We start from the raw sequence: 23,802 nt of genomic DNA, 5'->3' as shown, positions 1-23,802 counted from the left end.
ACCAAGAAAACGCCTTTCATGCCTGAATGAAAAAGTTGCACCTGAACAACCCTGTTATGTCGGTGGTAACTGTGGTAAATTGGAAACATCATCATTGAAAGGCGGTCCCACCAATGATTTATGGCACGGGTATTGATTTAACTGAATTATCAAGAATTGCGACGATGCTCAAGGCTGGCTTGAAGTTGCCTGAAAAGGTCCTAACGCCGGCCGAATTAGCTGTATTTAACAGTTATGGGCCGAAACGCCAAGTTGAATTTTTAGCAGGCCGTTTTTCAGCCAAAGAGTCTTACAGTAAAGCTTTTGGGACTGGCATTGGGAGCCAAGTTGGTTTTAAAGAGATTGAAATTTTGGACAATGACCTTGGCAAACCAGAAATCACCCGTCAGCCATTTGATGGGGCCGCTTGGATTTCAATTTCGCACACAGATCAGTTAGTGATGACACAAGTTATATTGGAAAGAGGCAAATCGTGATGGTTGTAATTGGGGAACACCGCCACACACAAGTTAATATTGACTTGCAGGCAATTAAACACAACATTAATGAAGAAATGACACGCAAAGATCCTTTGACGGAGCTTTGGGCCGTCGTCAAGGCCAATGGTTATGGTCATGGGATTATTCAAGTGGCCCAAGCGGCTAAACAAGCCGGGGCCACGGGTTTCTGTGTCGCCATTTTGGACGAAGCGCTGGCCTTGCGTGCAGCTGGGCTGACGGAACCAATTCTTGTTTTAGGCATTACTGAACCAGAATATGCGCCACTGATTGCTGAAAAAGACATTTCGGTCGCTGTTGGATCACAAGCTTGGTTGGATCAAGCACAATCAATTTTGCAGGCCAATCAAGTTAAAACACCGTTGCATGTTCATCTAGCACTAGATACGGGTATGGGTCGGATTGGCTTTCAGACGCCTGCTGAACTAGCAGTTGCCGTGAAATCCTTGACGCAAAGGAAGTCACCATTTGACTTTGAAGGAATCTTTACCCATTTCGCGACGGCTGATCAAGCGGATGACACGTACTTTACGCATCAATTAGCGAATTGGAAAGCTTTGATCGCCGTCGTGCCGGAATTGCCACGTTATGTGCATGTGTCCAATTCAGCGACCAGTTTATGGCATCAAGCTTGCAACGGGAATATGATTCGATTTGGGGTCGCCCTATACGGCTTAAATCCATCAGGAACTGAATTGAGTGCGCCGTATCATTTACAACCAGCGTTGTCATTGACGGCTGAATTGTCGTTTGTGAAAAAATTGGCGCGTGGCAAGTCGATCAGTTATGGCGCCACTTACACTGCTGACCAAGATGAATGGATTGGGACGGTGCCGATTGGGTATGCTGACGGTTATGAACGCCGGTTACAAGGCTTCCATGTTTTAGTGGACGGTCAATTCTGTGAAATCGTGGGCCGTGTCTGCATGGACCAGTTGATGGTCCGTTTACCACATGAGGTGCCAGTTGGTTCAAAGGTCACTTTAGTCGGCCAAGACGGCAATCAGTCGATTTCATTACAATCGGTTGCTGATTATTGTGGCACGATTCATTATGAAATTGCCTGTGGACTCGCAACGCGTTTACCGAGAGTTTATACTGAATAATAACTATTTTTATTGCCTGATAAAAGGATATTTAAGTCCTTTTATCAGGCGTTTTTAGTGCTTTTGACCAAGACTGAGATGGGTTAACAGTTGCTAAAAGTTAAGCGTTCATGCTATTATTAAACTCAAGTATGGTCACAACTGACGAAAGTTTCGGGGTTGCTGGTTGTGACGATTGGCGTCAGTAAAAAGGGAGATGAGGCGATGGCCGCAGCTGACATTAAGCGTGGTGACATTTTTTATGCCGACCTTTCACCGGTCGTTGGTTCTGAACAAGGCGGGATGCGGCCGGTATTAATCGTCCAAAATAACGTCGGTAATCATTACAGTCCAACGGTGATTGTTGCCGCCATTACGGCTAAGGTCCAAAAAGCCAAAATGCCCACGCATGTGAACATCAATGCCGCTCATACGGGGATTGAGAAGAATTCGGTAGTCCTTTTAGAACAAGTTCGAACGATCGATAAACAACGGTTGAAAGACCGCGTCACGCACTTAGATGAACAAACCATGCAACGAGTCGATAATGCGCTACAAGTTAGCATTGGGCTAACTGATCGGGTTAAACGTCGACCACGACGCACCATGCAACATTAGTTAATTGATGGGGATAAGTCATTTACATAAGGTTCGTTTCGGTGCGAGTTACCGAGCGTAGGTTGCGAAACGCCGCAGTCTGATTAGTCACTTTGACTAATCAGACTGCGGCGTTTTTGCTTTGTGGATAAGTTGGCGGACGAGTTTATATTTTAGTGATTAGTCACAATTCAAGCGGACAACTAAGGGGATAAATGGTTAAAAATTTATCGGGGAAAGCCGAAATTTTGAAAGCCTGTGGATAAGGCTAATAATCATTTTAAATTATAAAAGTTATCCACTGATTTTTGGGGTTACTGTGGCTAGTAACTGTGGAAACTATTGAGGCGATTCACAGCGTTCCAGCCCTAACCGAACCGACCGGTAGGCGGCAATCAAGTGCAATTCACTGATCCGTCATCCTGATTTGCGACCGCGCCAGCTGCGTGCTATGATGTAAACCGCTTGTCATTTTCAAAACGTGGTTCGTAACCATCCCACGTTAAAAAAACTAGGAGGATGTTTCAATGACGCAATCAAAAATTCGGCCGTGGATTATTAACGCTTTAGTCGCGGCAATTTATATCGTCTTATCGGTCGGTCCAGCGGCGTTTAATTTAGCTTCAGGCGCGATTCAATTCCGAGTTTCGGAAGGCTTGAACCATTTAGTTGTCTTTAACCGGAAATATATTTGGGGCATCGTGGCCGGGGTCGTACTATTCGACGCCTTTGGTCCCGGGGCGAGTCTCTTAAATGTCGTCTTCGGTGGGGGGCAATCACTACTAGCCTTGTTGCTGGTGAGTTGGATTGGTCCAAAGCTAAAAGCCGTTTGGCAACGAATGGTTTTAAACATCATCTTGTTCACGTTATCGATGTGCATGATTGCGTGGATGCTGATGCTCGTCGGCGGGGCAACCGCCTTTTGGCCAACGTACTTAACGACTGCTTTATCAGAATTAATCATTATGTCTATTACGGCACCAATTATGTACGGCTTGAATCGCGTGTTACGATTCAGCGAACGGATTGGCAAATAACGTTTTAGTCAAAAAAACCACCACAAACGGTAATTTCGTTTGTTGGTGGCTTTTTGCAGCTTATTCAGTTTGTAAGTCTTCAACTTCGATGACTTTAAATTGTTTACGGTTCAAGTTGTCGGTAATGCGCTTGAGTTTTTCGGTGTCGACGTCTTCAGGTAAGGTGAAGAGCGTCCGGTGACCAAGCGTGCCGTTTTGAACGTCCAACGTCAAACAGCCCGCAATCGAGGTGTATTTTGTAATGATCTTAGCCATGGCAGCCAAATCGCCACGTTCTCCAATTGAAACGACCGTCAACACGTAACTGCCGACGTTCACGTTCCAAGATTGTGACAGCATGTCTAACAAACGCGTATGCGTCAAGATACCGTAGAAATAGCCATGTTCGTCTAAAACAGCGATGTATGGCAAATCTTTGATTGAGAAAAAGACGTTAAAGAAAGCTGAATCGACTTGAATCGTCTTAGTGGCATTTTTTAAGAGTGTCGTGACAGGCAAAGACATGTCGCCGCCCCGTGACTTATGCCGATAAATGTGCATTTTATAAATGTTACCACGGAAGATGTGCCCAGTTTCGTCTAAAATCGGCACACAACGGAAGCCAGAATCTTCAAGCACTTGTAAGGCTTCTGCTAAAGTGGCATCGGCGTTCACCGTAGTTAAACGTTCTTTAGGTTTAACGAGAGTTTTTAATAACATATCGAATGATCCCCCAGATTTATTAGTTTGTTTTAATAAATGATACCATAAAAAGCCGACGGAGAGGAACGTTTTATGCGCGGGGTTGCCGCCGTTCTATCAAAAAAGCCAGCAATTCGCTTGGAATTACTGACTTCTTAAATTAAATTTAAATTAGAAAATAACGACTGGCGTGCCAACCGGAATCGCATTATAAACTTTGGCGACTTCAGCAGGTGGGGTATTCACACAACCATGCGAGCCGTGTGACTTATACCAGGTGCCACCGTATTGTTTTTGCCAAGGTGAATCGTGAATGCCCTGGCCAGTATCGTCGAATGGCATCCAGTAGGCAACGGGTTGCGAATAGCTTGAACCGTCATCATTGTCGCCCTTTAAAGTGCTGTTACGCTGCTTGCTCCAGACGCTCCAAACACCGGTTGTCGTGGCGTGCTTACCAGGTGATCCAGTCACAACGTCGGTTGAAACTTTGACCTTACCATTGACGTAGACCCACATGTGTTGAGACTGCTTGTCGACTTCAATGTAAGTGTCGCCGATATCTTTTTGATCATTGTGATAACCAGAGCCATTAATGAGCGGTGAACGCTCGAAGTCTTTACCAGCTAGAATCTCTTTAGCTAGTGCCTTAGCTTCGGCGTCGGTCTGGATAGACCAACCGTAAAGGCCACCGCTGATTTTAACCGTGCCGCGTTGTGTACTTTTGAAAGTCCGAGTGGTGTGATAAGTATGATACTTATCATTCAACTGGTTGACGTAAGCTTTGATGGCCGCATCGTCCAATTGAACCTTGCCAGCGGAATCAACTTTAACCCAACTCAAAATAGTATCATGTGGAATCATAAATTTATGCCCATTGATATTATAGCTGGCCTTTTCGGTCGCGTACTTTGCGGCGCTCGCTTGGGCTGTCTTGAGTGACTTACTAGTGCTAGTCACGGTTGGCGTCACGTAAGCTTTTTTTAACGCAATCGTTGATTGGCCGGTCGCGAGTGCTTGACTAACGACGGTTTTCAATTTAGCTTGACTGAGTTCAGTTCCGAGCACTTCTTTTTTGATCTCAACTTGGTCATTTTGATAAACCAGTTTGGCATTCTCAGTGTGTGTCCGCTTGGTTTGATCAGCGGTCTGGGTGATTTGCGCGAGCAGGTGGTTCAAATTTGTTTGACTGATATGCAATTGACCAGTCGTTGTCGTTTCGGCCGCATTCGCCGACTGCATTAAAGTTAACGGCCAGCGCCAATAATTTTGATGGTTAACTAACTGTGTTAGCTCATTTTTAGTGTTAATCGTGATGCCGGCTGACTTGCTATTAAAGGAATAGAGCTTTTTACCATTTTCAATAATGTGATAGTTCCGGTTTTCCAGTGCATGACTAACTTTTGGTGCGGCTTGGGACACGGTCTGACCACTGACATTAACGCCAGCAACTTGCGTGTTTGCTAGAAAGGTTCGTTGTTGCTGCCAAACTAAACTAGTGGCAATGTAACCGACGGCGATTAGACCGACGATGCCCCCAGCAATGCCTAGGCTGCGTTTGTGTTTCATTTTTAATTAACCCCCGAAAATGTGTGTCATGATGGTTTCACCTTATAACACTTCGTTGGTAAGTGCAAATTCCTTGTCGCCTAAGTTAGCATCAACCTAAAAAAGCACTTACCGGTATTCCCAGTAAGTGCCACAAATGATTTAAGCTTGATTACTTGTTTTCCAAAGCAGCTAAACCGTCGTTTAAAACTTTTTTCAAAGTTGCGGCGGAGTCTTGCATTTTTTGTAATTCATCGGCTGAAAGTGGGGATTCAATGATTTGTTTCAAACCACTGGCACCAATTACAGCAGGTGTCCCGATATAAATGTCATTCAAGCCATATTGGCCATCCATGTAGGCACCAATTGGTAAGACCGCATTTTCATCACGTAAGATGGCCTTCGAGATGCGCATTAGCGCAGTCCCGATACCGTAGAAAGTGGCTCCCTTTAAGTTGATGATGTCGTAAGCTTTGTTACGAACGCCATCTTCTAATTGTGCTAAGTCTTCGTCAGAAACGCCTTGTTCCTTGGCGATATCCTTAACTGGGCGTGTCCCAATCGTGGCAGTTGAGTAGGCTGCAAATTCAGAGTCCCCATGTTCGCCCATGATGTAAGCATCAACGGAGCGAGGGTCCACATTAAATTGTTTCCCTAACGCGACCCGTAAACGAGCTGAATCGAGGGAAGTTCCGGAACCGATAACGCGTTCCTTAGGGAAGCCAGAGAACTTCCAAGTGGCATAAGTCAAAATGTCAACGGGGTTAGCGGCAACTAAGAAAATGCCGTTGAAACCGGAGTCGACAACTGGTTTAACGATTGAAGACAGAATGTTTAAGTTCTTGTTCACTAAGTCTAAACGTGATTCACCAGGCTTTTGTGGGGCACCTGCAGTAATCACAACTAAATCAGCGTCTTTACAATCGGCGTATTCGCCAGAGTAAATCTTCTTGGGAGCGGTGAAAGCTTGGGCATCTTCAAGATCTAAGGCATCACCCTTAGTCCGATCTTTAACGACATCGACAATTACAAATTCTTCAGCAATTCCTTGTTGTGCCATGGCGAAAGCGTAACTAGAACCAACGGCGCCGTCTCCAACTAACACAACTTTTTGATGATTTGGCATGCTTGACAAAATAAGTCATCCTCTCATAACGAAAATTTGTTTTTCAACGATTTGAGTATACCATGATTATCCTTGCCAAGTCGCTAAAACGACTGTGCTTTTAATGGAAGTATCATTAAGCTTACCAAGGCTTGAAATGGTCATATTGTTGGACGTAAGCTTACACAATGAAAATTGTTAGATAGTGGGTGGTTATCGCCTACCGGTCACGTTCATTTAGGGCTGGAACGTGGTGGGCCGTTTCCAAGCCAAAAAACGGTCTCGAAGAGTGCTATTAGATAGTGGGTGGTTGCCGCCTACCGGTCACGTTCATTTAGGGCTGGAACGTGGTGGGCCGTTTTCGAGCCAAAAGGCGGTCTCGAAAGCCAACCTTTTACTAACCAGTCGGAAACCCACCGCCTGCTAAGTAAAATTTCACCACTGAGCCCTAAATGAACATGACCTCTCGGCTGTACTAGCTGTTCAATTGTTGGAAAGCTTAAATCACTAATGTCATGAGTGATTGCTGTGTAACCACTCTGAAACTAGTAAGAGCAATAATGGCTTGATTGGTATTGAAGTTTCAAGTGATTGTTTTGTTGCTAATTTTCGTATATTGGCATACTTTGAATAATCTAGTTGATTTGTGTGATTGTTTGGGCTGAATCAAGCAAGTGAGTTGATTTGTCCCGGTATGATTCGGTAAGCATTGATTAGCACCATTGTTTGATTACTACATAGTGGCATTAACACAACTTTCTGCCTTTAATTGTGTTATCAAGATTTAGTGTTTGATGCCAGTTTCAAAATAGTCCAGTTAACATCGCCGTGAGGTCGGGTTGTTTAGGGCTCAGCCGTGGCATTTGACTTAGCGCGGTGGGTTGCCGCGGTTAGTCAAAAATCGGCTTTTGAGACCGCCTTTTGGCTCAAAAACGATTCACAGCGTTCCAGCCCTAAACGAACCGACCGGTAGGCGGCAATTAAGCGCAATCTGCTAGTCCATAAATCGCTTACCAGCAGGCGCTTCAAATAGGTATTGCAGGCCGGTTTGTGGTATACTGATTGAACTAAAAATGTGGTCACCACGCAGGCTAACCGGAGTGGCAAGCAACCGGCCGCATCTAAAACTAAAAATGTTAATTAACCGTGCAAGTAATGCTGCCGAATCAGTTTGAATCTGGTTCGGCCTGTTTTGCATGTCAACGGGACTATGGGAGTTAAAGCTTAAAATGAAAATGATTGTTGGTTTAGGAAATATTGGTCAGAAATATGCGCAAACCCGGCATAATGTCGGTTTTATGGTTGTGGATGAAATTGCCGCAAAGCTCAATGCGGACTTTCAAACTACTAAGTTTGAAGCCGAAGTTGCGACGGCTTTTGTGGCTGGTGAAAAAATCTTGATTGTGAAGCCATCGACTTATATGAATGATTCCGGTCGCGCAGTTGGGCCATTGATGACGTATTACAACATCGATCCAAGCGACTTATTAGTCGTTCATGATGATTTGGACCTCCCACTTGGCAAAGTTCGTCTAAAACAAAAAGGTTCCGCCGGCGGTCATAACGGGATTAAGAGCATTATCGCGCACGTTGGCGATCAACAGTTTAAACGGGTCAAAGTAGGTATCGAACACCCGCAAAAAATGAGTGTGGTCGATTACGTGCTTGGTAAGTTTACGCCGGCCCAATTACCATTGTTTAATGACGCTAAGATTACGGCGGTCGCTGCGATCGAAGCGTGGTTGGCAACGGATGATTTTGCGGCATTGATGAATCAATATAATTGATGGGAGGGAAAAGTCGCTATGGATATTGAAGCGATTGTTGAACAAACGCCGGATTTTCAAACGATCTTAGCGGGCATCAGTCCAGCTAGTCGTCAGTTAATTACGGGGTTAAATGGCTCAGCACGGACAGTTTATGTGAGTGCGTTATTCCATCAACTCACGCATTCATTATTGATCGTGACGGATAACCTCTTTCATGCGAGCCAAATGGTCGATGATTTGAATAGTTTGTTGACTGAAGATCAAGTTTTCTTATTTCCAGCCGAAGAAATGGTCGCGTCTGAAATTGCCACCAGTTCGCCAGAATATCGCGCACAACGGGTACAAGCGTTGAATGCGTTGCTCAGTGACCAACCCGCCATCGTGGTAACGTCGGTATCTGGTGCGCGGCGTTTCTTGCCACCAGTTGACAGTTTTAAAGCTTCACGACTGCCGTTAACGGTTGGGCATGAAGTCGATTTGGAAAAGTTACAAGTGCAGTTGCACGATATGGGTTACGTCAAAGAAAAATTGGTCGCACGGCCAGGGGACTTTGCCGTGCGGGGCTCGATCGTCGATATCTATCCGTTAGATGCCGATTACCCAATTCGTTTGGACCTATTTGACACGGAGATCGATACTCTGAAGTATTTTGATCCCGAGACACAACGTTCTGTGGACAATCTTGAAACGTTCACGGTATTACCGGCGACTGATTTTATTTTAACGAAGGCGATGATGGCTGCCGGGGCAGAACGGTTAACCGAGGCGATGGCAGCTGAAAGTAAAAAGCTGAAAGTGGCCGATCGCCAAACGTTGGCAGACAACTTAGCCCAGCCATTATCAGATATGCAAAAAGGGATCATTGGGAATGATTTACTCCTATATGGCGAATATTTCTATAGTAGTAAAACGAGTCTCTTTGATTACGTTCCAACGGACGGGGTCGTCGTTTTCGACGAGTATTCGCGAATCTTAGATAGTGAACAACAGCTGTTACAAAGTGAAGCTGATTGGATCACGGATCAATTGGCGCATCACAAAGTTTTATCAACGGCTAATTATGGTAATGATATGCGTGATTTGTTGAAGGCGGATGGGCATGCCCAAGTGCTCGTGTCATTATTCCAAAAAGGGATTGGGAATGTGCGGCTCGCCCAAATTACGAATGTGCGCACACGGTCGATGCAAGAATTCTTTGGGCAGTTACCTGCCTTGAAGACCGAGTTGGACCGTTGGCATAAATTAAAACAAACCGTGGTTTTGATGGTTTCAGAAGCAGAGCGGTTAACGAAAGTTAGCAATACATTAGATGATTTCGAAATCGATGCGACCATGACAAAAGCTGAAAATTTACAGCCAGGGGTCGTCCAGATTGTACAGGGCAGTTTACAAAATGGGTTTGAATTTCCCGATGGTCAACTTGTCATTGTGACCGAACAGGAAATGTTCAAAAAGGTTGCAAAGAAGCGTCCCCGCCGCCAAACTTTAGCCAACGCGGAACGTTTGAAGAGCTATACCGATTTGAAGCCCGGCGATTTTGTGGTCCACGTTAATCATGGGATTGGGAAATACGTCGGGATGCAGACGCTGGAAGTAGATGGCGTCCATCAAGATTACATTACGATTGCTTATCAAAATAATGCGAAAATTTTCATCCCCGTCACGCAACTGAATTTAGTTCAGAAATACGTTTCGTCAGAGTCAAAAACACCGCATATTAACAAATTAGGTGGAACTGAATGGACCAAGGCTAAGCGCAAAGTTGCTGCCAAAATTGAAGACATTGCGGACGAACTTGTTGAACTCTATGCGCAACGCGAAGCTGAAAAAGGGTTCCCATTTCCACCGGACGATAGTTATCAGCAAGACTTTGATAACGACTTTCCTTATCCAGAAACGCCAGACCAATTGCGAAGTATCGACGAAATCAAGCATGATATGGAACGGCCTAAACCAATGGATCGCCTCTTAGTTGGTGACGTTGGCTATGGGAAAACGGAGGTCGCGTTACGGGCGGCCTTTAAGGCAATCGAAGCCGGTAAACAAGTTGCTTTCTTAGTGCCGACGACCATTTTGGCGCAACAACATTATGAAACGATGCTGAACCGCTTCGAAGGGTATCCAATCAATGTTGGGATGCTCTCCCGGTTCCGAACCGGGAAAGAAATGAAAGAAACCGTCAAACAATTAAAAGACGGTGATTTAGATATTGTCGTAGGGACGCATCGCCTCTTATCAAAAGATGTGAAATTTGCGGACTTAGGCCTGCTGATTATTGATGAGGAACAACGGTTTGGGGTCAAGCACAAGGAACGGCTAAAGGAAATGAAGGCTAGTGTGGATGTCTTAACCTTAACGGCGACACCTATTCCGCGGACCTTGCATATGTCGATGCTAGGCGTGCGGGATTTGTCCGTGATCGAAACACCACCGACGAACCGCTATCCGATCCAAACCTATGTCATGGAACAAAACTTCGGCATGGTCAAGGAAGGCATCGAACGGGAAATGCAACGTAACGGTCAAGTCTTCTACTTGCATAACCGTGTGCATGATATCGATAAAGTTGTGGCGCAAATCAAAGACTTAGTCCCAGATGCCGCCGTGGCACATATTGATGGTCAGATGCCCGAATCACAACTCGAAGGTGTGCTATACGACTTTATTCGTGGCGAATACGATGTCTTGGTCACGACCACGATTATTGAAACCGGGGTCGATATTCCGAACGTCAATACGCTGTTTGTTGAAAATGCCGACCACATGGGCTTATCACAGTTGTATCAATTACGTGGTCGAATTGGTCGAAGTAGTCGGGTCGCATACGCGTACTTCACGTATCAACAAAATAAAGTGTTGACCGAAGTCGGTGAAAAGCGGCTCCAAGCCATCAAAGACTTCACCGAATTAGGGTCTGGCTTCAAAATTGCGATGCGGGATCTCTCCATTCGTGGGGCCGGAAACTTACTTGGAAAGCAGCAACATGGTTTTATCGACTCCGTTGGGTATGATCTCTATACCCAGATGTTGTCGGAAGCTGTGGCGAAGAAGCGGGGTAAGCAAGCGAAAGTTAAGACGGATGCGACGATTGAATTGGGCATCGAAGCTTACTTGCCATCGACTTATATTGAAGACGAACGGCAAAAAATTGAAATTTACAAACGAATTCGTCAGTTAGAAAATAACGATCAATTCTTGGAAGTCCAAGCCGACTTGATCGATCGTTTCGGCGATTATCCCGCAGCAGTGGCGGGATTGTTGGCAGTTGGTAAGCTAAAACTGTTATCAGATGACGCGCTGATTGAAAAGATCCAACGACTTGATAGCGACTTACATTTAACCTTATCGAAGCAAGGCACCGCTAAGTTAGAGACTAAAGATATCTTTAAGGCTTTGGCAAAAACCAAATTACGAGCGACAGTTGGCATTGATGATGATAAAATGAAGGTTAAATTAGTGATTCAGCCGAAAATGTCCGAGTCAGCTTGGCTAGAACAGCTGACGTTATTCGTACAACAGTTGGGTGCGGTATTGGCCCCAGCCGAAGCGGCGACACCGAATAAGTAAGTCATCGGTAGAAGGGAATAGTTATGCCAAAAGATCACTTGAACACCATGTTCCGGGGGGCCATGATTCTTTCAATTTCGTCCTTAGTGGCGAAAATTCTAAGCGCGGTCTATCGGATTCCATTTCAAAATATGGTGGGCAACACCGGTTTTTACGTTTATCAACAGATTTATCCCATCTATGGGATTGGCATGACCTTTGCACTGAATGGGTTTCCAACTTTCATTTCAAAACTAGTGGCGGAACAGCCGGACGAAACGAGTAAATCATTAGTCACACGGCGCGTGTTCCACATTTTAAGTGTTTTGTCGTTGCTGATCTTTTTGACCTTGCAGTTGGGGGCCAATTGGATTGCGATGCGGATGGGGGATATCAAGTTAGCCCCCATCATCGGCGCCGTCGCGTGGATGTTCGTGTTTATGCCGTGGTTAGCGACTGGCCGTGGGTATTATCAAGGTCAATTCCTAATGGGACCGACAGCAGTTTCACAGTTAATTGAGCAAACGGTGCGGGTTGGCGTCATTCTCATGGCGGCCTACTTTAGCTTGCACCGTGGCTGGGACGACTATCACATGGGTGCTTGGGCCATGAGCTCGGCGGCTATTGCGGCAGTCTGCTCCTCAGTGATTTTTGCCAGCTTTGGGTTGCGACATTTATTGGCGCCAGCTCCAGCAGCGACGCATCCGTTACCAAGTTATCGAAAATTGGCGCATCGCTTTATTGTCGAAGGTGGCACGCTCTGCCTCGTAGCGGCCGTCGTCATCTTATTACAATTAATTGATTCATTTTCAGTCATGCGGGGGCTCGTGCGTCAAGGCCAACCGATTGAGATTGCTAAATCAATCAAAGGAGTCTATGACCGTGGTCAACCACTGGTCCAACTCGGCTTAGTGGTGGCGACGTCATTCTCAGCGACACTCTTGCCAGCTTTGACGAATGCCCTAGCGAAACGGCAATTCATTGAATTTAAACGCCACACCCGCGCGATGGTCCATGTGAGTTTGGCGTTGTCGATGGCGGCCACGGTTGGGTTAGTGGCGCTAATGCCACAGATCAATCGTCTGTTGTTTGGCTCGATGGAAGGCACGACTGCGTTACGCGTGTACGTTTTCAGTATTTTATTTGCGGCGCTCATTACGACTTATACGAGTGTTTTGCAGAGCTTGGATCAATACACGGCGATGATCGTTGGGATTATTGCCGGTTTGGCGACTAAGATCGGCCTGAACTATTTAATGGTCGTGCATTTCGGGATAAATGGGGCCAGTCTGGCGACAGTTGCCAGCTTGGGTGTCATGTTTGCCGTGATGTGGGTCGGTTCACCGGAAGATTTACAACAAGTGTTATTAGAAAGTGGCTATTTAGTCAAATTATTATTTGTCAGCGGTTTGATGGGCGTGGTCGTCTTATTGACGAGCCACGAAATTCAAGCCCTAGTTGGACCAACCATGGCGGCTAATCGTGGCATGACCGGGATTATTACGTTAGTTGGCGTCATTGTTGGGGTCGTGGTGTTTGTCGCGGGAGCGGTCGCGATGCGGTTATTTACGATCCGTGAGTGGTTAGTACTCCCGTATGGCAAGCGTTTAATGAAATCAGTGTTAAAAGGAAAGGAACATCATTCATGAGTATGCGTTTAGATAAGTTTTTGAAAGTATCACGAATTATTAAACGGCGGACAGTCGCTAAAGAAATCGCCGACAAAGGGCGGATTCAGATCAACGGCAAGGTAGCCAAATCGTCTAGTAACGTCAGTGTTGGTGATGAATTGATCATTGGTTTTGGAAATAAGACCTTGACCATCAAGATCAACCAATTGCTGGAAACGACTAAGAAAAATGACGCTGAATTGATGTATGACATCGTGAGCGAAGACTATAAAACAGATTATCGCCAACCATTTAGCGATTAGTTCGCTGACTTAAAAAATCAGATGGTCCATTGAAATGGCTGTAAGCATTGGTCTAATCATCATGATGTCGTTTACACCACCGGTTGAAGTTGTTATAATTTAGTCAACACAATTTGAAAGGACTGGCAGGACATGACAAACGGGTCACGCAATAATGTCAAACAGTTGAATAATGACTATTCACGACAAGTGGCGTCAAACAAACATGGTTATTCGGAACGAGTCAGCCAAGTGCGGCGACGCCGGTTTATCTTGATCGTGGCAATTTTTGGGGCGTTATTATTATTTTTCGGATATCAGTTGATCAACACGCGTGCAAGTTTGAGTCAGGTCAATCGTCAGGTTGCGACAAGTCAGGTTAATTTGAAACAGGAACAGCGGAAAAATGCCAAGCTCGATAGCCAAATCAAACAGCTCAATAATCAGGATTATCTCCAGAAATTATTGCGGTCGAAGTATGATTATACGAAGAGTGGCGAAACGGTTTATAGCTTACCAAATGACAACGCGGCGGATGTAACTGCTAATTAATCACTATTCGTTGCGGTTATTTGAAGGTAGACCATTTTCGATAGGACCCGTGAAAATTTAACTCAACATTTCACAAAGTATGCTATACTAAAACCATTATTTCATAGGAGGAACAACTTTTTTTATGGCAATTGAAGTAGGTACGAAAGTCACTGGTAAAGTTTCTGGGATCACTAATTTTGGTGCGTTCGTGAACCTGGGTAACAATCAAACGGGGCTGGTGCACATCAGTGAAGTTTCCGATGGATTTGTTAAAGACATCCATGATGTTTTGAGTGTTGGCGATGAAGTGACCGTCAAAGTGTTATCAGTTGGTAATGATGGTAAGATTGGTCTTTCGATTCGTAAGGCCGTTGATCATCCGCAAGGTGAACACGAACATCATAACAATAGCCATCAAGGTGGTAACAACCATCAAGGCAATAATCATGGTCGTTCTGAACACAATGAACACCAAAGTAACGGTGGTGGCAACCATCGCTCAAGCAATTTCCATGGTCGTGGTGGTAACGGCGGCGGCCGTTTCCAATCACGGCAACACGAACCTAAGAAGGATGACTTTGATTCATTGATGTCTGGCTTCTTGAAGGATAGTGAAGATCGCTTAGCAACATTGAAACGTAACACTGAAGGCAAGCGTGGTGGCCGTGGCGGTCGTCGCAGCTAAGCACCTTTTGTCTTAGTCAGCGGTTTCAGGCTGAAGCATCATGCTACTCGCCATTTAATTTAGTTAAATTCAAGCACCCGTGCGAGACTTTTGTGGTCTGCACGGGTGTTTTTTTAGTTATCATTTGGCAGGCCAAGACCGACAAGTCAAAACCAGGTAGCCGGTGATTGCCGCCTACCGGTTGGGCATTTTTAAGGCTGGAACGTGGTGGGCGCGGTTGTGAGCCAAAAAGCGGTCTCACAAGCCGGCCTTTGACTAAGTCGCCGGTAAACCACCGCCAACTAAGTCAAATTTCACCACTGAGCCCTAAAAATGCCCAACCTCTCGGCTAAATTGGCTTAAAAAAATATCAGATTAAGTGTTAGTTGAGAATTTAACTGACACTACTTGACGCTGGTTACTGAATGGTTGTACCTTGAAAGCCAGTGTGAAACAGAAGATTCAGGCAGTGTACTTATTATGAAAGGAGTTGTCAGTGATGACGCTGATCCAACAATTTAATCGGGAATTAGCGGCCCAACACTTGTTGACACCGACTAAGACGGTCGTCGTCGCTGTTTCAACTGGCGTGGATTCGATGGTGTTGCTCGATTTGCTGTTACGGGTGCCAGTTCAGCAACGGCCGCAACTTGTTGTGGCGCATGTCAATCATCATTTGCGGGCCCAATCGACTGAAGAAGCTGCCTTTCTCACGGAGTATTGTGCTAGCCGACCCGTCACGCTAAAAGTGGCCGATTGGTTGGCGGCAGATCACCCGGCTACTGGCATTGAAGCGGCGGGCCGTCAATTTCGTTACGACTTCTTTGCGTCCGTGCTGACAGATACTCAGGCAGCGGCCATCTTAACCGCGCACCATGCTAATGATCAGGCGGAGACGTATTTGATGAAACTGGCCCGCGGTGGCGACTTGGCTCAGTTGCGTGGCATTCAGGCGAGTCGGCCATTTGCGACGGGACAATTAGTTCGGCCGTTGCTGCCATTTGCCAAACAACAGTTACGCCAGTATGCGACCGAACGACAATTAACTTACTATGAAGATGTGACTAATTCAGACGTGACGCTGACGCGTAATCGGTTGCGTCAGCGAGTCGTTCCAGAGTTAATGCGCGTGAACCCAGAATTCTTGCCGCATATTGCCGCGTATGAACAACAATTGACAACCTTACTTAACGCTAAGGCGCAAATGGTGGCGACATTGTTGCCTCAGGTTCAGGTGGGGCAACAACTAGTTCTCAAGCGCTTGCTAAAATTGCCCAGTCAGTGGCGGCTGGCCGTGTTCCAGGGTTGGTTGCAGCAGCGGGGACAACAATTGATCAGTGAGACCAAGCTTGGTCCCAGCTTTCATTGGGCGCTTCAGTCAGAATCCAGGACAACCCGCATGCAATTGAACGCCACGCTTGAATTGGTGAAAGTTGCTGGTATGGTTGACGTTTTACCTGTTAAAAAAAGGGTCAAAAAGTTAAGGCCCATTGAAAAAATTATGGTAGACTTAAATCAATGGCAGAAAATTACTGCGACCCAATCAGTGGGTGTTTTTAACACCGCGCCAACGGGAACAAGTCAGCCATTTCCATTACTGACGAGTGACTTACCGTTGTGTTTACGGCCTTGGCAACCCGGCGATGACTTAACGTTAAAAAATGGCGGTCGGCAATTGATTCGCCGGATTTTAATCGATCAAAAGGTGCCAGCCGCTGAGCGCGCGGGGGCAATGGTGTTAGTAACTGCTCACGGAACGGTGTTGTGGTTAGTGGGTCATAAGTTTAGTTACCGCGATCCAAACATGGCGAAGTCGCAAACAGTATTTTTAGCCTTAAAACATACGGAGTTGAAAGGAGTACATCTGAAACGATGAACAACGACATTGAACGAGTACTTTATAGTCGCGAGGATATCCATCAGGTTGCGCAGAAATTGGGTCAGGAATTAACAGCGGAATATGCTGATAAAAATCCATTAATTATTTGTGTACTCAAGGGTGCCGTCTTATTTACCACGGATATTATCCGGGAAATGGATGTTTATGCTGATTTAGATTTTATCAATTTATCCAGTTACGGGAACGAAACCATTTCGAGTGGTGAAGTCCAATTAACGAAGGATCTGGATGATGATGTTGAAGGTCGCGACGTGTTAGTGATCGAAGACATCATTGATACGGGTCGAACTTTGAAATTCATGGTGGATCTTTTGAAGCGGCGGAATGTGAAGTCGGTCAAAGTCTGCACCTTGCTGGACAAACCAGCTGGTCGACTAGTTGATATTAAGGCTGATTATATCGGGTTTGAAGTGCCAAATGAATTTGTGGTCGGCTACGGCTTAGATTATGCAGAACGCTATCGGAACCTTCCTTACGTTGGAATCTTGAAGCCAGCAATTTACGAGCATAAATAATTGGTCAATGATAGTCAAATGTGCTATTATTTAGACTATCGAAGAATAGTACCGTGCTTTTAATAGGTTATAAAAGTTTCGATGAAGGAGGCACATATGAACAACAATCGACGCAATGGACTCTTTCGTAATAGCTTATTTTATATTTTGATCTTTTTAAGCTTAATGGGGATTATTTACTTCTTCTTTGGAAATAATTCCAGCTCACAAACCCAAAATATCCGCTATAGCGAATTTGTCAAACAATTAGACAAGGATAACGTCAAAAACGTTAGCATCCAGCCTAGTGGCGGCGTCTACAAGGTGACTGGTCAATATCGGAAAGCGCAAAAAGTTTCGACAACTAATGCGTTGGGAATCAACAGCTCGTCTAGCAAGACAACGGCTTTCTCAACCACGATGTTGGAAAACAACTCGACGGTCGATCAAGTTTCTAAGTTAGCAGCCAAGAAGAACGTTAAATTAACGGCGAAAGCTGAAGAATCTAGCGGTATCTGGGTCACGTTATTGATGTATATCGCGCCATTGATCTTGTTTGTGTTCCTATTCTATATGATGATGGGACAAGCTGGTCAAGGTGGCGGGAACAACCGGGTCATGAACTTTGGTAAGACGAAGGCTAAACCAGCCGATAGTAAGCAAAACAAAGTTCGTTTCTCAGATGTTGCCGGTGAAGAAGAGGAAAAACAAGAATTGGTCGAAGTTGTCGAATTCTTGAAAGATCCGCGTAAGTTTGTTTCCTTAGGCGCACGGATCCCATCGGGTGTCTTGCTCGAGGGGCCTCCGGGTACTGGTAAAACGTTATTGGCCAAAGCGGTCGCTGGTGAAGCGGGCGTGCCATTCTTCTCAATCTCTGGTTCAGACTTCGTTGAAATGTTCGTCGGGGTCGGGGCTAGTCGTGTTCGGGACTTGTTTGAACAAGCCAAGAAGAATGCCCCATCAATCATCTTTATTGATGAAATTGATGCGGTTGGTCGGCAACGTGGTAACGGCATGGGCGGCGGTCATGATGAACGTGAACAAACCTTAAACCAATTATTGGTTGAAATGGATGGGTTCACGGGTAACGAAGGTGTTATCGTCATGGCGGCTACCAACCGTTCCGATGTTTTGGATCCTGCCTTGTTACGTCCAGGTCGTTTTGACCGGAAGATCTTAGTTGGTCGTCCAGACGTTAAGGGTCGGGAAGCCATTTTGAAAGTCCATGCTAAGAATAAACCTTTAGCAGCGGATGTTGATTTGAAAGAAATTGCCAAGCAAACACCTGGGTTCGTTGGGGCTGATTTGGAAAACTTATTGAACGAAGCGGCCTTACTCGCTGCCCGTCGTAATAAGAAACAAGTCGAAGCTTCGGACTTAGATGAAGCCGAAGACCGGGTTATCGCCGGACCTGCTAAACATGATCGGGTTGTCAGCAAGCATGAACGGGAAACCGTGGCTTACCATGAAGCTGGACATACGATCGTTGGGTTAGTCTTGAATGATGCGCGGGTCGTGCATAAAGTTACGATCGTTCCACGGGGTCGTGCTGGCGGTTACGCCATCATGTTGCCACGTGAAGATCAAATGTTGATGTCAAAACGTGATGCCAAGGAACAGATGGCTGGTTTAATGGGTGGTCGTGCAGCTGAAGAAGTGATCTTCGATGCACAATCGTCTGGTGCTTCTAATGACTTCGAACAAGCAACTCAAATTGCGCGTGCGATGGTCACTCAATATGGGATGAGTGAAAAACTTGGTCCTGTTGAGCTAGAAAACGCCAACCAACAAGCTGCTTATCAACAAGGCATGGGCGCTAGTGCCTTCTCACAACATACGGCTCAATTAATTGATGATGAAGTTCGTCGTTTGGCAGAGGAAGCTCACCAAACTGCGACAGATATTATTCAATCACACCGTGAACAACATAAGTTGATTGCGGAAGCCTTACTGAAGTATGAAACGTTGGATGAAAAGCAAATTCTCAGTTTATTTAATACTGGGAAGATGCCTGAAAAGACAGGAAGCGAATTTCCTAGCGAAAAAGCGGCCTCCTTCGAAGAATCTAAACGTGAACTTGAACGTCGCGAAGCTGAAAAGCAAGCAACTGCTCAAGCTAAAACTACGGATGCAGACAGTGAAACCACTTTCCCAAGTGAATCTGCTGCTGGTTCTGAAGCAACTTCAATCGCAACGAGCGAAGCTGACTCAGCCACAAGTGTGACGAGCGCGGTTAGTGAAGCTGATAGTGCAGCGTCATCTGCGGATGATTCTGACAGTCAAGCTTAATCAGAAATGACTAAAAGAGCTGAGACTTTGTCTCGGCTCTTTTTATGCGTTATGATTAATCGAAAGTAAAACAGAGATAGGAGCATATTGATGGCAGATTATTTAGTTAAAAGTGTGGCGGGCAACGAAATGTTTCGAGCCTACGCTGTGAATGCGACTGGGATTGTGGCGGAAGCCCAACGTCGGCATGATACTTGGAGTGCGGCCTCGGCTGCGCTTGGGCGGAGTTTAGTTGGAACTTTGTTACTGGCTTCTTCAGTGTTAAAAGGGGACGAACAACTCACCGTTAAAATCAATGGTAACGGTCCAGTTGGTGGTATCGTGGTCGATGGTAATGCTAAGGGGACCGTTAAAGGCTATCTACAGAACCCCCATGTGCATTTACCATTGAACGAAAAGCATAAGATCGATGTCAAAGCAGCGGTTGGGACTAATGGCTTTTTAGCAGTCACAAAGTCACAAGGTGTTGGCGATCCTTTCACGGGTCAAGTGCCATTGGTCTCGGGCGAACTTGGCGAAGATTTCACGTATTATTTGGCGCAATCAGAACAGATTCCTTCAGCAGTTGGTTTATCCGTCTTTGTCAATGAAGACAATACCATTGGCGTTGCTGGTGGTTTCTTGGTTCAGGTGCTCCCTAATGCGACGGATGAAGCTATCAGTTCCTTAGAAGGTAAATTGAAAGACTTACCGTTAGTCTCGCAATTATTGCGTGATGGCAAGACTCCTGAAGATATTTTGAACTTGCTATTTGATGGTGATGTCAAAGTGCTCGACAACATGCCGGTTAAATTTGAGTGTGACTGTTCGAAAGAGCGTTTTGCCGAATCTTTAATGGCCTTGCCTAAGCATGAAGTCCAAGCGATGATCGATGAAGACCAAGGTGCGGAAGCAGTTTGCCATTTTTGTGGGAATAAGTATCAATTTACGGTGCCTGAATTACAAGCGGTTTTAAGTCGTTCACATGGCGATGCCTAGTCAGTTAAGTGGCAAGTGGCAAATTGGTGCCGTGACGATTCCAAATCGGGTCGTAGTGGCGCCGATGGCTGGTGTAACTAATGCGGCCTTTCGAGTCATCTGCAAAAATTTTGGTGCTGGCTTAGTGGTCTGTGAGATGATTTCAGACAAGGGAATCATGTATCAGAATCAGAAAACGCTTGATATGCTATTTGTTGATCCACAAGAACATCCGATGAGTGTTCAAATCTACGGGGGTTCTAAAGAGACCTTGGTACAAGCTGCGCGATTTGTGGACCAACAGACGACGGCTGATATTATTGATATTAATATGGGTTGCCCAGTAAATAAGGTGACACGGACGGATGCTGGAGCCAAATGGTTATTAGATCCAGATAAAGTTTATGAGATGGTCGCAGCCGTTACCGCAGCGGTCGCGAAACCAGTCACTGTTAAAATGCGGACTGGCTGGGATCAGGACCATTTGTATGCGGTTGAAAATGCCCGGGCTGCTGAACGAGCTGGTGCGGCGGCAATTGCAATGCATGGTCGGACCCGCCAACAGGGGTATCGCGGCGAGGCTGATTGGGAAATCTTAAAGCGGGTCGCGGACGCTGTGACCATTCCATTGATGGGGAACGGCGATGTGCGGACGCCACAAGATGCGGCGCGCATGCTGACAGAAGTTGGGGCAACTGCTGTGATGATGGGACGTGCGGTTGAAGGCAATCCTTGGCTTCTGACCCAAACGACGCATTATTTGGCGACGGGAGAACTGCTACCATTGCCATCTCCTTTAACTAAGCTAACGATTGCCAAAGAGCATTTAACGCGATTAGTGGCATTGAAAGGTGAACAGCAAGGTAGTCAGGCTTTTCGTGAACAGGTGCCGTACTATTTAAAGGGCATCCCACGGTCTGCGCGGACTAAAGTCGCTTTAATGGAAACAAGGTCGTCAAGTGAGATGATCACGCTAATCGACCAATTCGCGACACAATTGGCAACTTATTTAGCGAGTCGACCGGTAAAGTGAAGAATTCCCTTGCTTTTTTAGGCCCTGATTGTCAAAATTAACATGTAGTGATTGTTTAGTGATATTTCAGAAATGAGATAGGCTAACTGGAAATGGAGGAACACTAGTGGCACGACAAGAACAAACGATGAACGACCAACTTAAGGTTCGTCGTGAAAAGATGAATGAATTACGCGAAGAGGGTATCGATCCTTTTGGCCATCGGTTCGAACGGACTGATTTAGCCGAAGATTTGACCGAGAAATACGGTGAAATGGATAAAGATGACCTAGAAGCAAAGAAAGTTACAGCAACAATTGCTGGCCGGATGTTGGCTAAGCGGGGTAAAGGGAAGGTTTCTTTTGCTGACCTCTGGGACCGTTCAGGCAAGATGCAGTTATATGTTCGTAAAGATGTGGTCGGCGAAGACGTCTATCACGTGTTCAAACGTTCTGATATTGGTGACTTTATTGGGATCACTGGGGAAGTCTTCAAGACTGATTCTGGCGAATTGACGATTAAAGCAACGGATGTCACCTTTTTATCGAAGGCCTTGCGTCCATTACCAGATAAATTCCACGGCTTGCAAAATGTGGAGCAAATCTATCGTCAACGTTATTTGGACTTAATCTCTAACCGGGATAGTTTTGACCGTTTCTTAAAGCGGACGAAGATTATTTCAGCAATTCGGCATCATTTAGATAGTAACGACTTCATCGAAGTTGAAACACCAATGCTGCATAATCAAGCGGGTGGTGCCTCAGCACGGCCATTTATTACACATCACAATGCCTTAAACATCGACCTCTACTTACGGATTGCTTTGGAATTACATTTAAAGCGCCTGATCGTTGGGGGTATGGAAAAGGTTTATGAAATTGGTCGAGTTTTCCGTAATGAAGGGATGGACCGTGAACATAACCCTGAATTTACCATGTTGGAAAGCTATGTTGCTTACTTTGATTTCCATGATGTCATGGCGGAAACTGAAGGTATTTTCAAAGCAGCTGCTAAAGCTGTGACTGATGATGGCATTATCACTTATCATGGTCAAACAGTTGATTTGAATAAGCCATTTAAGCAGATTCACATGGTTGACGCGATCAAGGCCCAGACTGGGATTGATTTCTGGCAACCAATGTCATTAGATGATGCTCGGAAGTTAGCTGATGAACACCATGTTAAATATGAACCATATTGGAAGGTTGGCCATATCATTAATGCGTTCTTCGAAGAATTTGTTGAAGACACCTTAAATGAACCAACGTTTATCTATGGACATCCAGTTGAAATTTCGCCATTAGCTAAGAAGAATGAAAAAGACCCACGCTTCACTGACCGGTTTGAATTGTTCATTCTTGGTAATGAATACGCCAATGCGTTTAGTGAATTGAATGATCCAATCGATCAACGGCAACGGTTTGAAGCCCAGGCTGCTGAACGGACTGCTGGTAACGATGAAGCTGAACATATTGACGAAGACTTCGTGGAAGCTTTGGAATATGGGATGCCGCCTACTGGTGGTTTAGGGATTGGGATTGATCGCTTAGTCATGTTGATGACGGATGCTGATTCAATTCGCGACGTGTTATTGTTCCCAACGATGCGTCCAGAAGAAGATAAATAGTTATTCTAAGACTGATTCAAAATTAGTTTCGACTAATTTTGAATCAGTCTTTTGTTTTAAAGGATGCTAACTGCAGCTGTAGCGACAATTCCAACTTCGAAATCGATGATTTTAGGCTTTTTCTCAAAAAAGTTTAAATCTTTTTAAAACGAACAATTCCCTGTCACAGAATCTAAATTATCCAGTATTATTGACTGTATCAACTTGAAATACGATTGTTTTGGACGTGACAAAGACTGAAAATTACTAACTTCCGTACATTATAAAAATGACAATGTGGACATGACAATATTGACTGGTTCTTTTTGCGATTTAGGGCTTGCAATCTGTCTGGATAATTGGTAAATTAGTATACGTTGTTGAGGCGCACAAAGCGGTTAGCCGCAAGCCTTCAACGAAAATCATTTATAAAAAGTTGTTGACAAGTTGTTATCAACTTGGTATGATGATTAAGTTGCGTTGAGGTAATCAACTCAACAAATTAGACCTTTGAAAACTGAACAAAGTTTCGACAAATCAAATGTGTAGGGTCTAGCAATCTTCGAGATTGT

At 45.3% G+C, this 23,802-nt stretch carries 19 protein-coding genes and 1 riboswitch; of the genes, 16 read left to right on the top strand and 3 right to left on the bottom strand.

What is annotated here, in order from left to right:
• Positions 1–113 precede the first annotated feature (113 nt).
• The 4 genes from acpS (at position 114) to FFM70_RS08495 (ending at position 3,216) form a co-directional block, all read left to right on the top strand.
• A complete protein-coding gene (gene acpS / locus FFM70_RS08510) occupies positions 114–476 on the top strand; it encodes a holo-ACP synthase (protein ID WP_137616428.1) in 363 nt (120 codons plus the stop codon).
• Positions 476–1,603, top strand: a complete 1,128-nt coding sequence (gene alr, locus FFM70_RS08505) for an alanine racemase (RefSeq protein WP_137616427.1) — start codon at positions 476–478, stop codon at positions 1,601–1,603. The genes acpS and alr overlap by 1 nt, the downstream gene beginning before the upstream one ends.
• Positions 1,604–1,807: 204 nt before the next feature.
• Positions 1,808–2,200, top strand: a complete 393-nt coding sequence (locus FFM70_RS08500; protein ID WP_137616529.1) for a type II toxin-antitoxin system PemK/MazF family toxin — start codon at positions 1,808–1,810, stop codon at positions 2,198–2,200.
• 454 nt (positions 2,201–2,654) lie between these two features.
• A riboswitch (PreQ1 riboswitch) is annotated at positions 2,655–2,700 on the top strand.
• Between the two features lie 6 nt (positions 2,701–2,706).
• Positions 2,707–3,216 (top strand): QueT transporter family protein, encoded by a 510-nt coding sequence (locus FFM70_RS08495; protein ID WP_137616426.1) that lies wholly within the window; start codon positions 2,707–2,709, stop codon positions 3,214–3,216.
• A gap of 60 nt (positions 3,217–3,276) precedes the next feature.
• Here the strand turns inward: FFM70_RS08495 and cbpA are convergent, their stop codons facing one another.
• The 3 genes from cbpA to FFM70_RS08480 form a co-directional block, all read right to left on the bottom strand.
• Positions 3,277–3,915, bottom strand: a complete 639-nt coding sequence (gene cbpA, locus FFM70_RS08490) for a cyclic di-AMP binding protein CbpA (RefSeq protein ID WP_137616425.1) — start codon at positions 3,913–3,915, stop codon at positions 3,277–3,279.
• A 153-nt stretch (positions 3,916–4,068) separates the two neighbouring features.
• Positions 4,069–5,463, bottom strand: a complete 1,395-nt coding sequence (locus FFM70_RS08485) for a L,D-transpeptidase family protein (protein WP_137616424.1) — start codon at positions 5,461–5,463, stop codon at positions 4,069–4,071.
• A 151-nt stretch (positions 5,464–5,614) separates the two neighbouring features.
• Positions 5,615–6,577 carry an L-lactate dehydrogenase gene (locus FFM70_RS08480; RefSeq protein WP_137616423.1) on the bottom strand — a complete coding sequence of 321 codons (963 nt, stop codon included), beginning with the start codon at positions 6,575–6,577 and terminating at the stop codon, positions 5,615–5,617.
• A gap of 1,199 nt (positions 6,578–7,776) precedes the next feature.
• Here FFM70_RS08480 and pth point away from each other — a divergent pair.
• From pth to lysS, 12 genes are all read left to right on the top strand, one after another.
• Positions 7,777–8,334 (top strand): aminoacyl-tRNA hydrolase, encoded by a 558-nt coding sequence (gene pth / locus FFM70_RS08475; protein WP_137616422.1) that lies wholly within the window; start codon positions 7,777–7,779, stop codon positions 8,332–8,334.
• A gap of 18 nt (positions 8,335–8,352) precedes the next feature.
• The gene (gene mfd, locus FFM70_RS08470; RefSeq protein WP_137616421.1) at positions 8,353–11,883 is read left to right on the top strand and encodes a transcription-repair coupling factor; all 3,531 of its coding nucleotides are present in this window, start codon (positions 8,353–8,355) and stop codon (positions 11,881–11,883) included.
• A 23-nt stretch (positions 11,884–11,906) separates the two neighbouring features.
• On the top strand, positions 11,907–13,511 hold the full coding sequence (locus FFM70_RS08465) for a polysaccharide biosynthesis protein (RefSeq protein WP_137616420.1): 1,605 nt from the start codon (positions 11,907–11,909) through the stop codon (positions 13,509–13,511).
• A gap of 2 nt (positions 13,512–13,513) precedes the next feature.
• Positions 13,514–13,795 carry an RNA-binding S4 domain-containing protein gene (locus FFM70_RS08460; protein WP_171002343.1) on the top strand — a complete coding sequence of 94 codons (282 nt, stop codon included), beginning with the start codon at positions 13,514–13,516 and terminating at the stop codon, positions 13,793–13,795.
• Between the two features lie 132 nt (positions 13,796–13,927).
• Positions 13,928–14,326, top strand: coding sequence for an FtsB family cell division protein (locus tag FFM70_RS08455; protein WP_137616418.1), 399 nt, complete (start codon positions 13,928–13,930; stop codon positions 14,324–14,326).
• 124 nt (positions 14,327–14,450) lie between these two features.
• Complete coding sequence (locus tag FFM70_RS08450) at positions 14,451–14,993, top strand: S1 domain-containing RNA-binding protein (protein ID WP_137616417.1); 543 nt, start codon at positions 14,451–14,453, stop codon at positions 14,991–14,993.
• 478 nt (positions 14,994–15,471) lie between these two features.
• Positions 15,472–16,848 (top strand): tRNA lysidine(34) synthetase TilS, encoded by a 1,377-nt coding sequence (gene tilS, locus FFM70_RS08445; protein ID WP_137616416.1) that lies wholly within the window; start codon positions 15,472–15,474, stop codon positions 16,846–16,848.
• The gene (gene hpt / locus FFM70_RS08440; protein WP_137607792.1) at positions 16,845–17,387 is read left to right on the top strand and encodes a hypoxanthine phosphoribosyltransferase; all 543 of its coding nucleotides are present in this window, start codon (positions 16,845–16,847) and stop codon (positions 17,385–17,387) included. The genes tilS and hpt overlap by 4 nt, the downstream gene beginning before the upstream one ends.
• A gap of 96 nt (positions 17,388–17,483) precedes the next feature.
• The gene (gene ftsH / locus FFM70_RS08435) at positions 17,484–19,655 is read left to right on the top strand and encodes an ATP-dependent zinc metalloprotease FtsH (protein ID WP_137616415.1); all 2,172 of its coding nucleotides are present in this window, start codon (positions 17,484–17,486) and stop codon (positions 19,653–19,655) included.
• A 90-nt stretch (positions 19,656–19,745) separates the two neighbouring features.
• The gene (hslO, locus tag FFM70_RS08430; protein ID WP_137616414.1) at positions 19,746–20,633 is read left to right on the top strand and encodes an Hsp33 family molecular chaperone HslO; all 888 of its coding nucleotides are present in this window, start codon (positions 19,746–19,748) and stop codon (positions 20,631–20,633) included.
• Positions 20,626–21,645 (top strand): tRNA dihydrouridine synthase DusB, encoded by a 1,020-nt coding sequence (dusB, locus tag FFM70_RS08425; protein ID WP_137616528.1) that lies wholly within the window; start codon positions 20,626–20,628, stop codon positions 21,643–21,645. Before hslO ends, dusB begins: the two co-directional genes overlap by 8 nt.
• 106 nt (positions 21,646–21,751) lie before the next feature.
• Positions 21,752–23,251: a lysine--tRNA ligase gene (gene lysS, locus FFM70_RS08420; protein ID WP_137616413.1), complete on the top strand. Its 1,500-nt coding sequence runs from the start codon at positions 21,752–21,754 to the stop codon at positions 23,249–23,251.
• Positions 23,252–23,802 lie beyond the last annotated feature (551 nt).

The sequence above is a fragment of the Lactiplantibacillus nangangensis genome (genome assembly GCF_005405065.1).
In the GTDB taxonomy this organism is placed as follows: Bacteria; Bacillota; Bacilli; order Lactobacillales; family Lactobacillaceae; genus Lactiplantibacillus; species Lactiplantibacillus nangangensis.
This window is presented reverse-complemented; position numbering and strand designations above follow the sequence as displayed.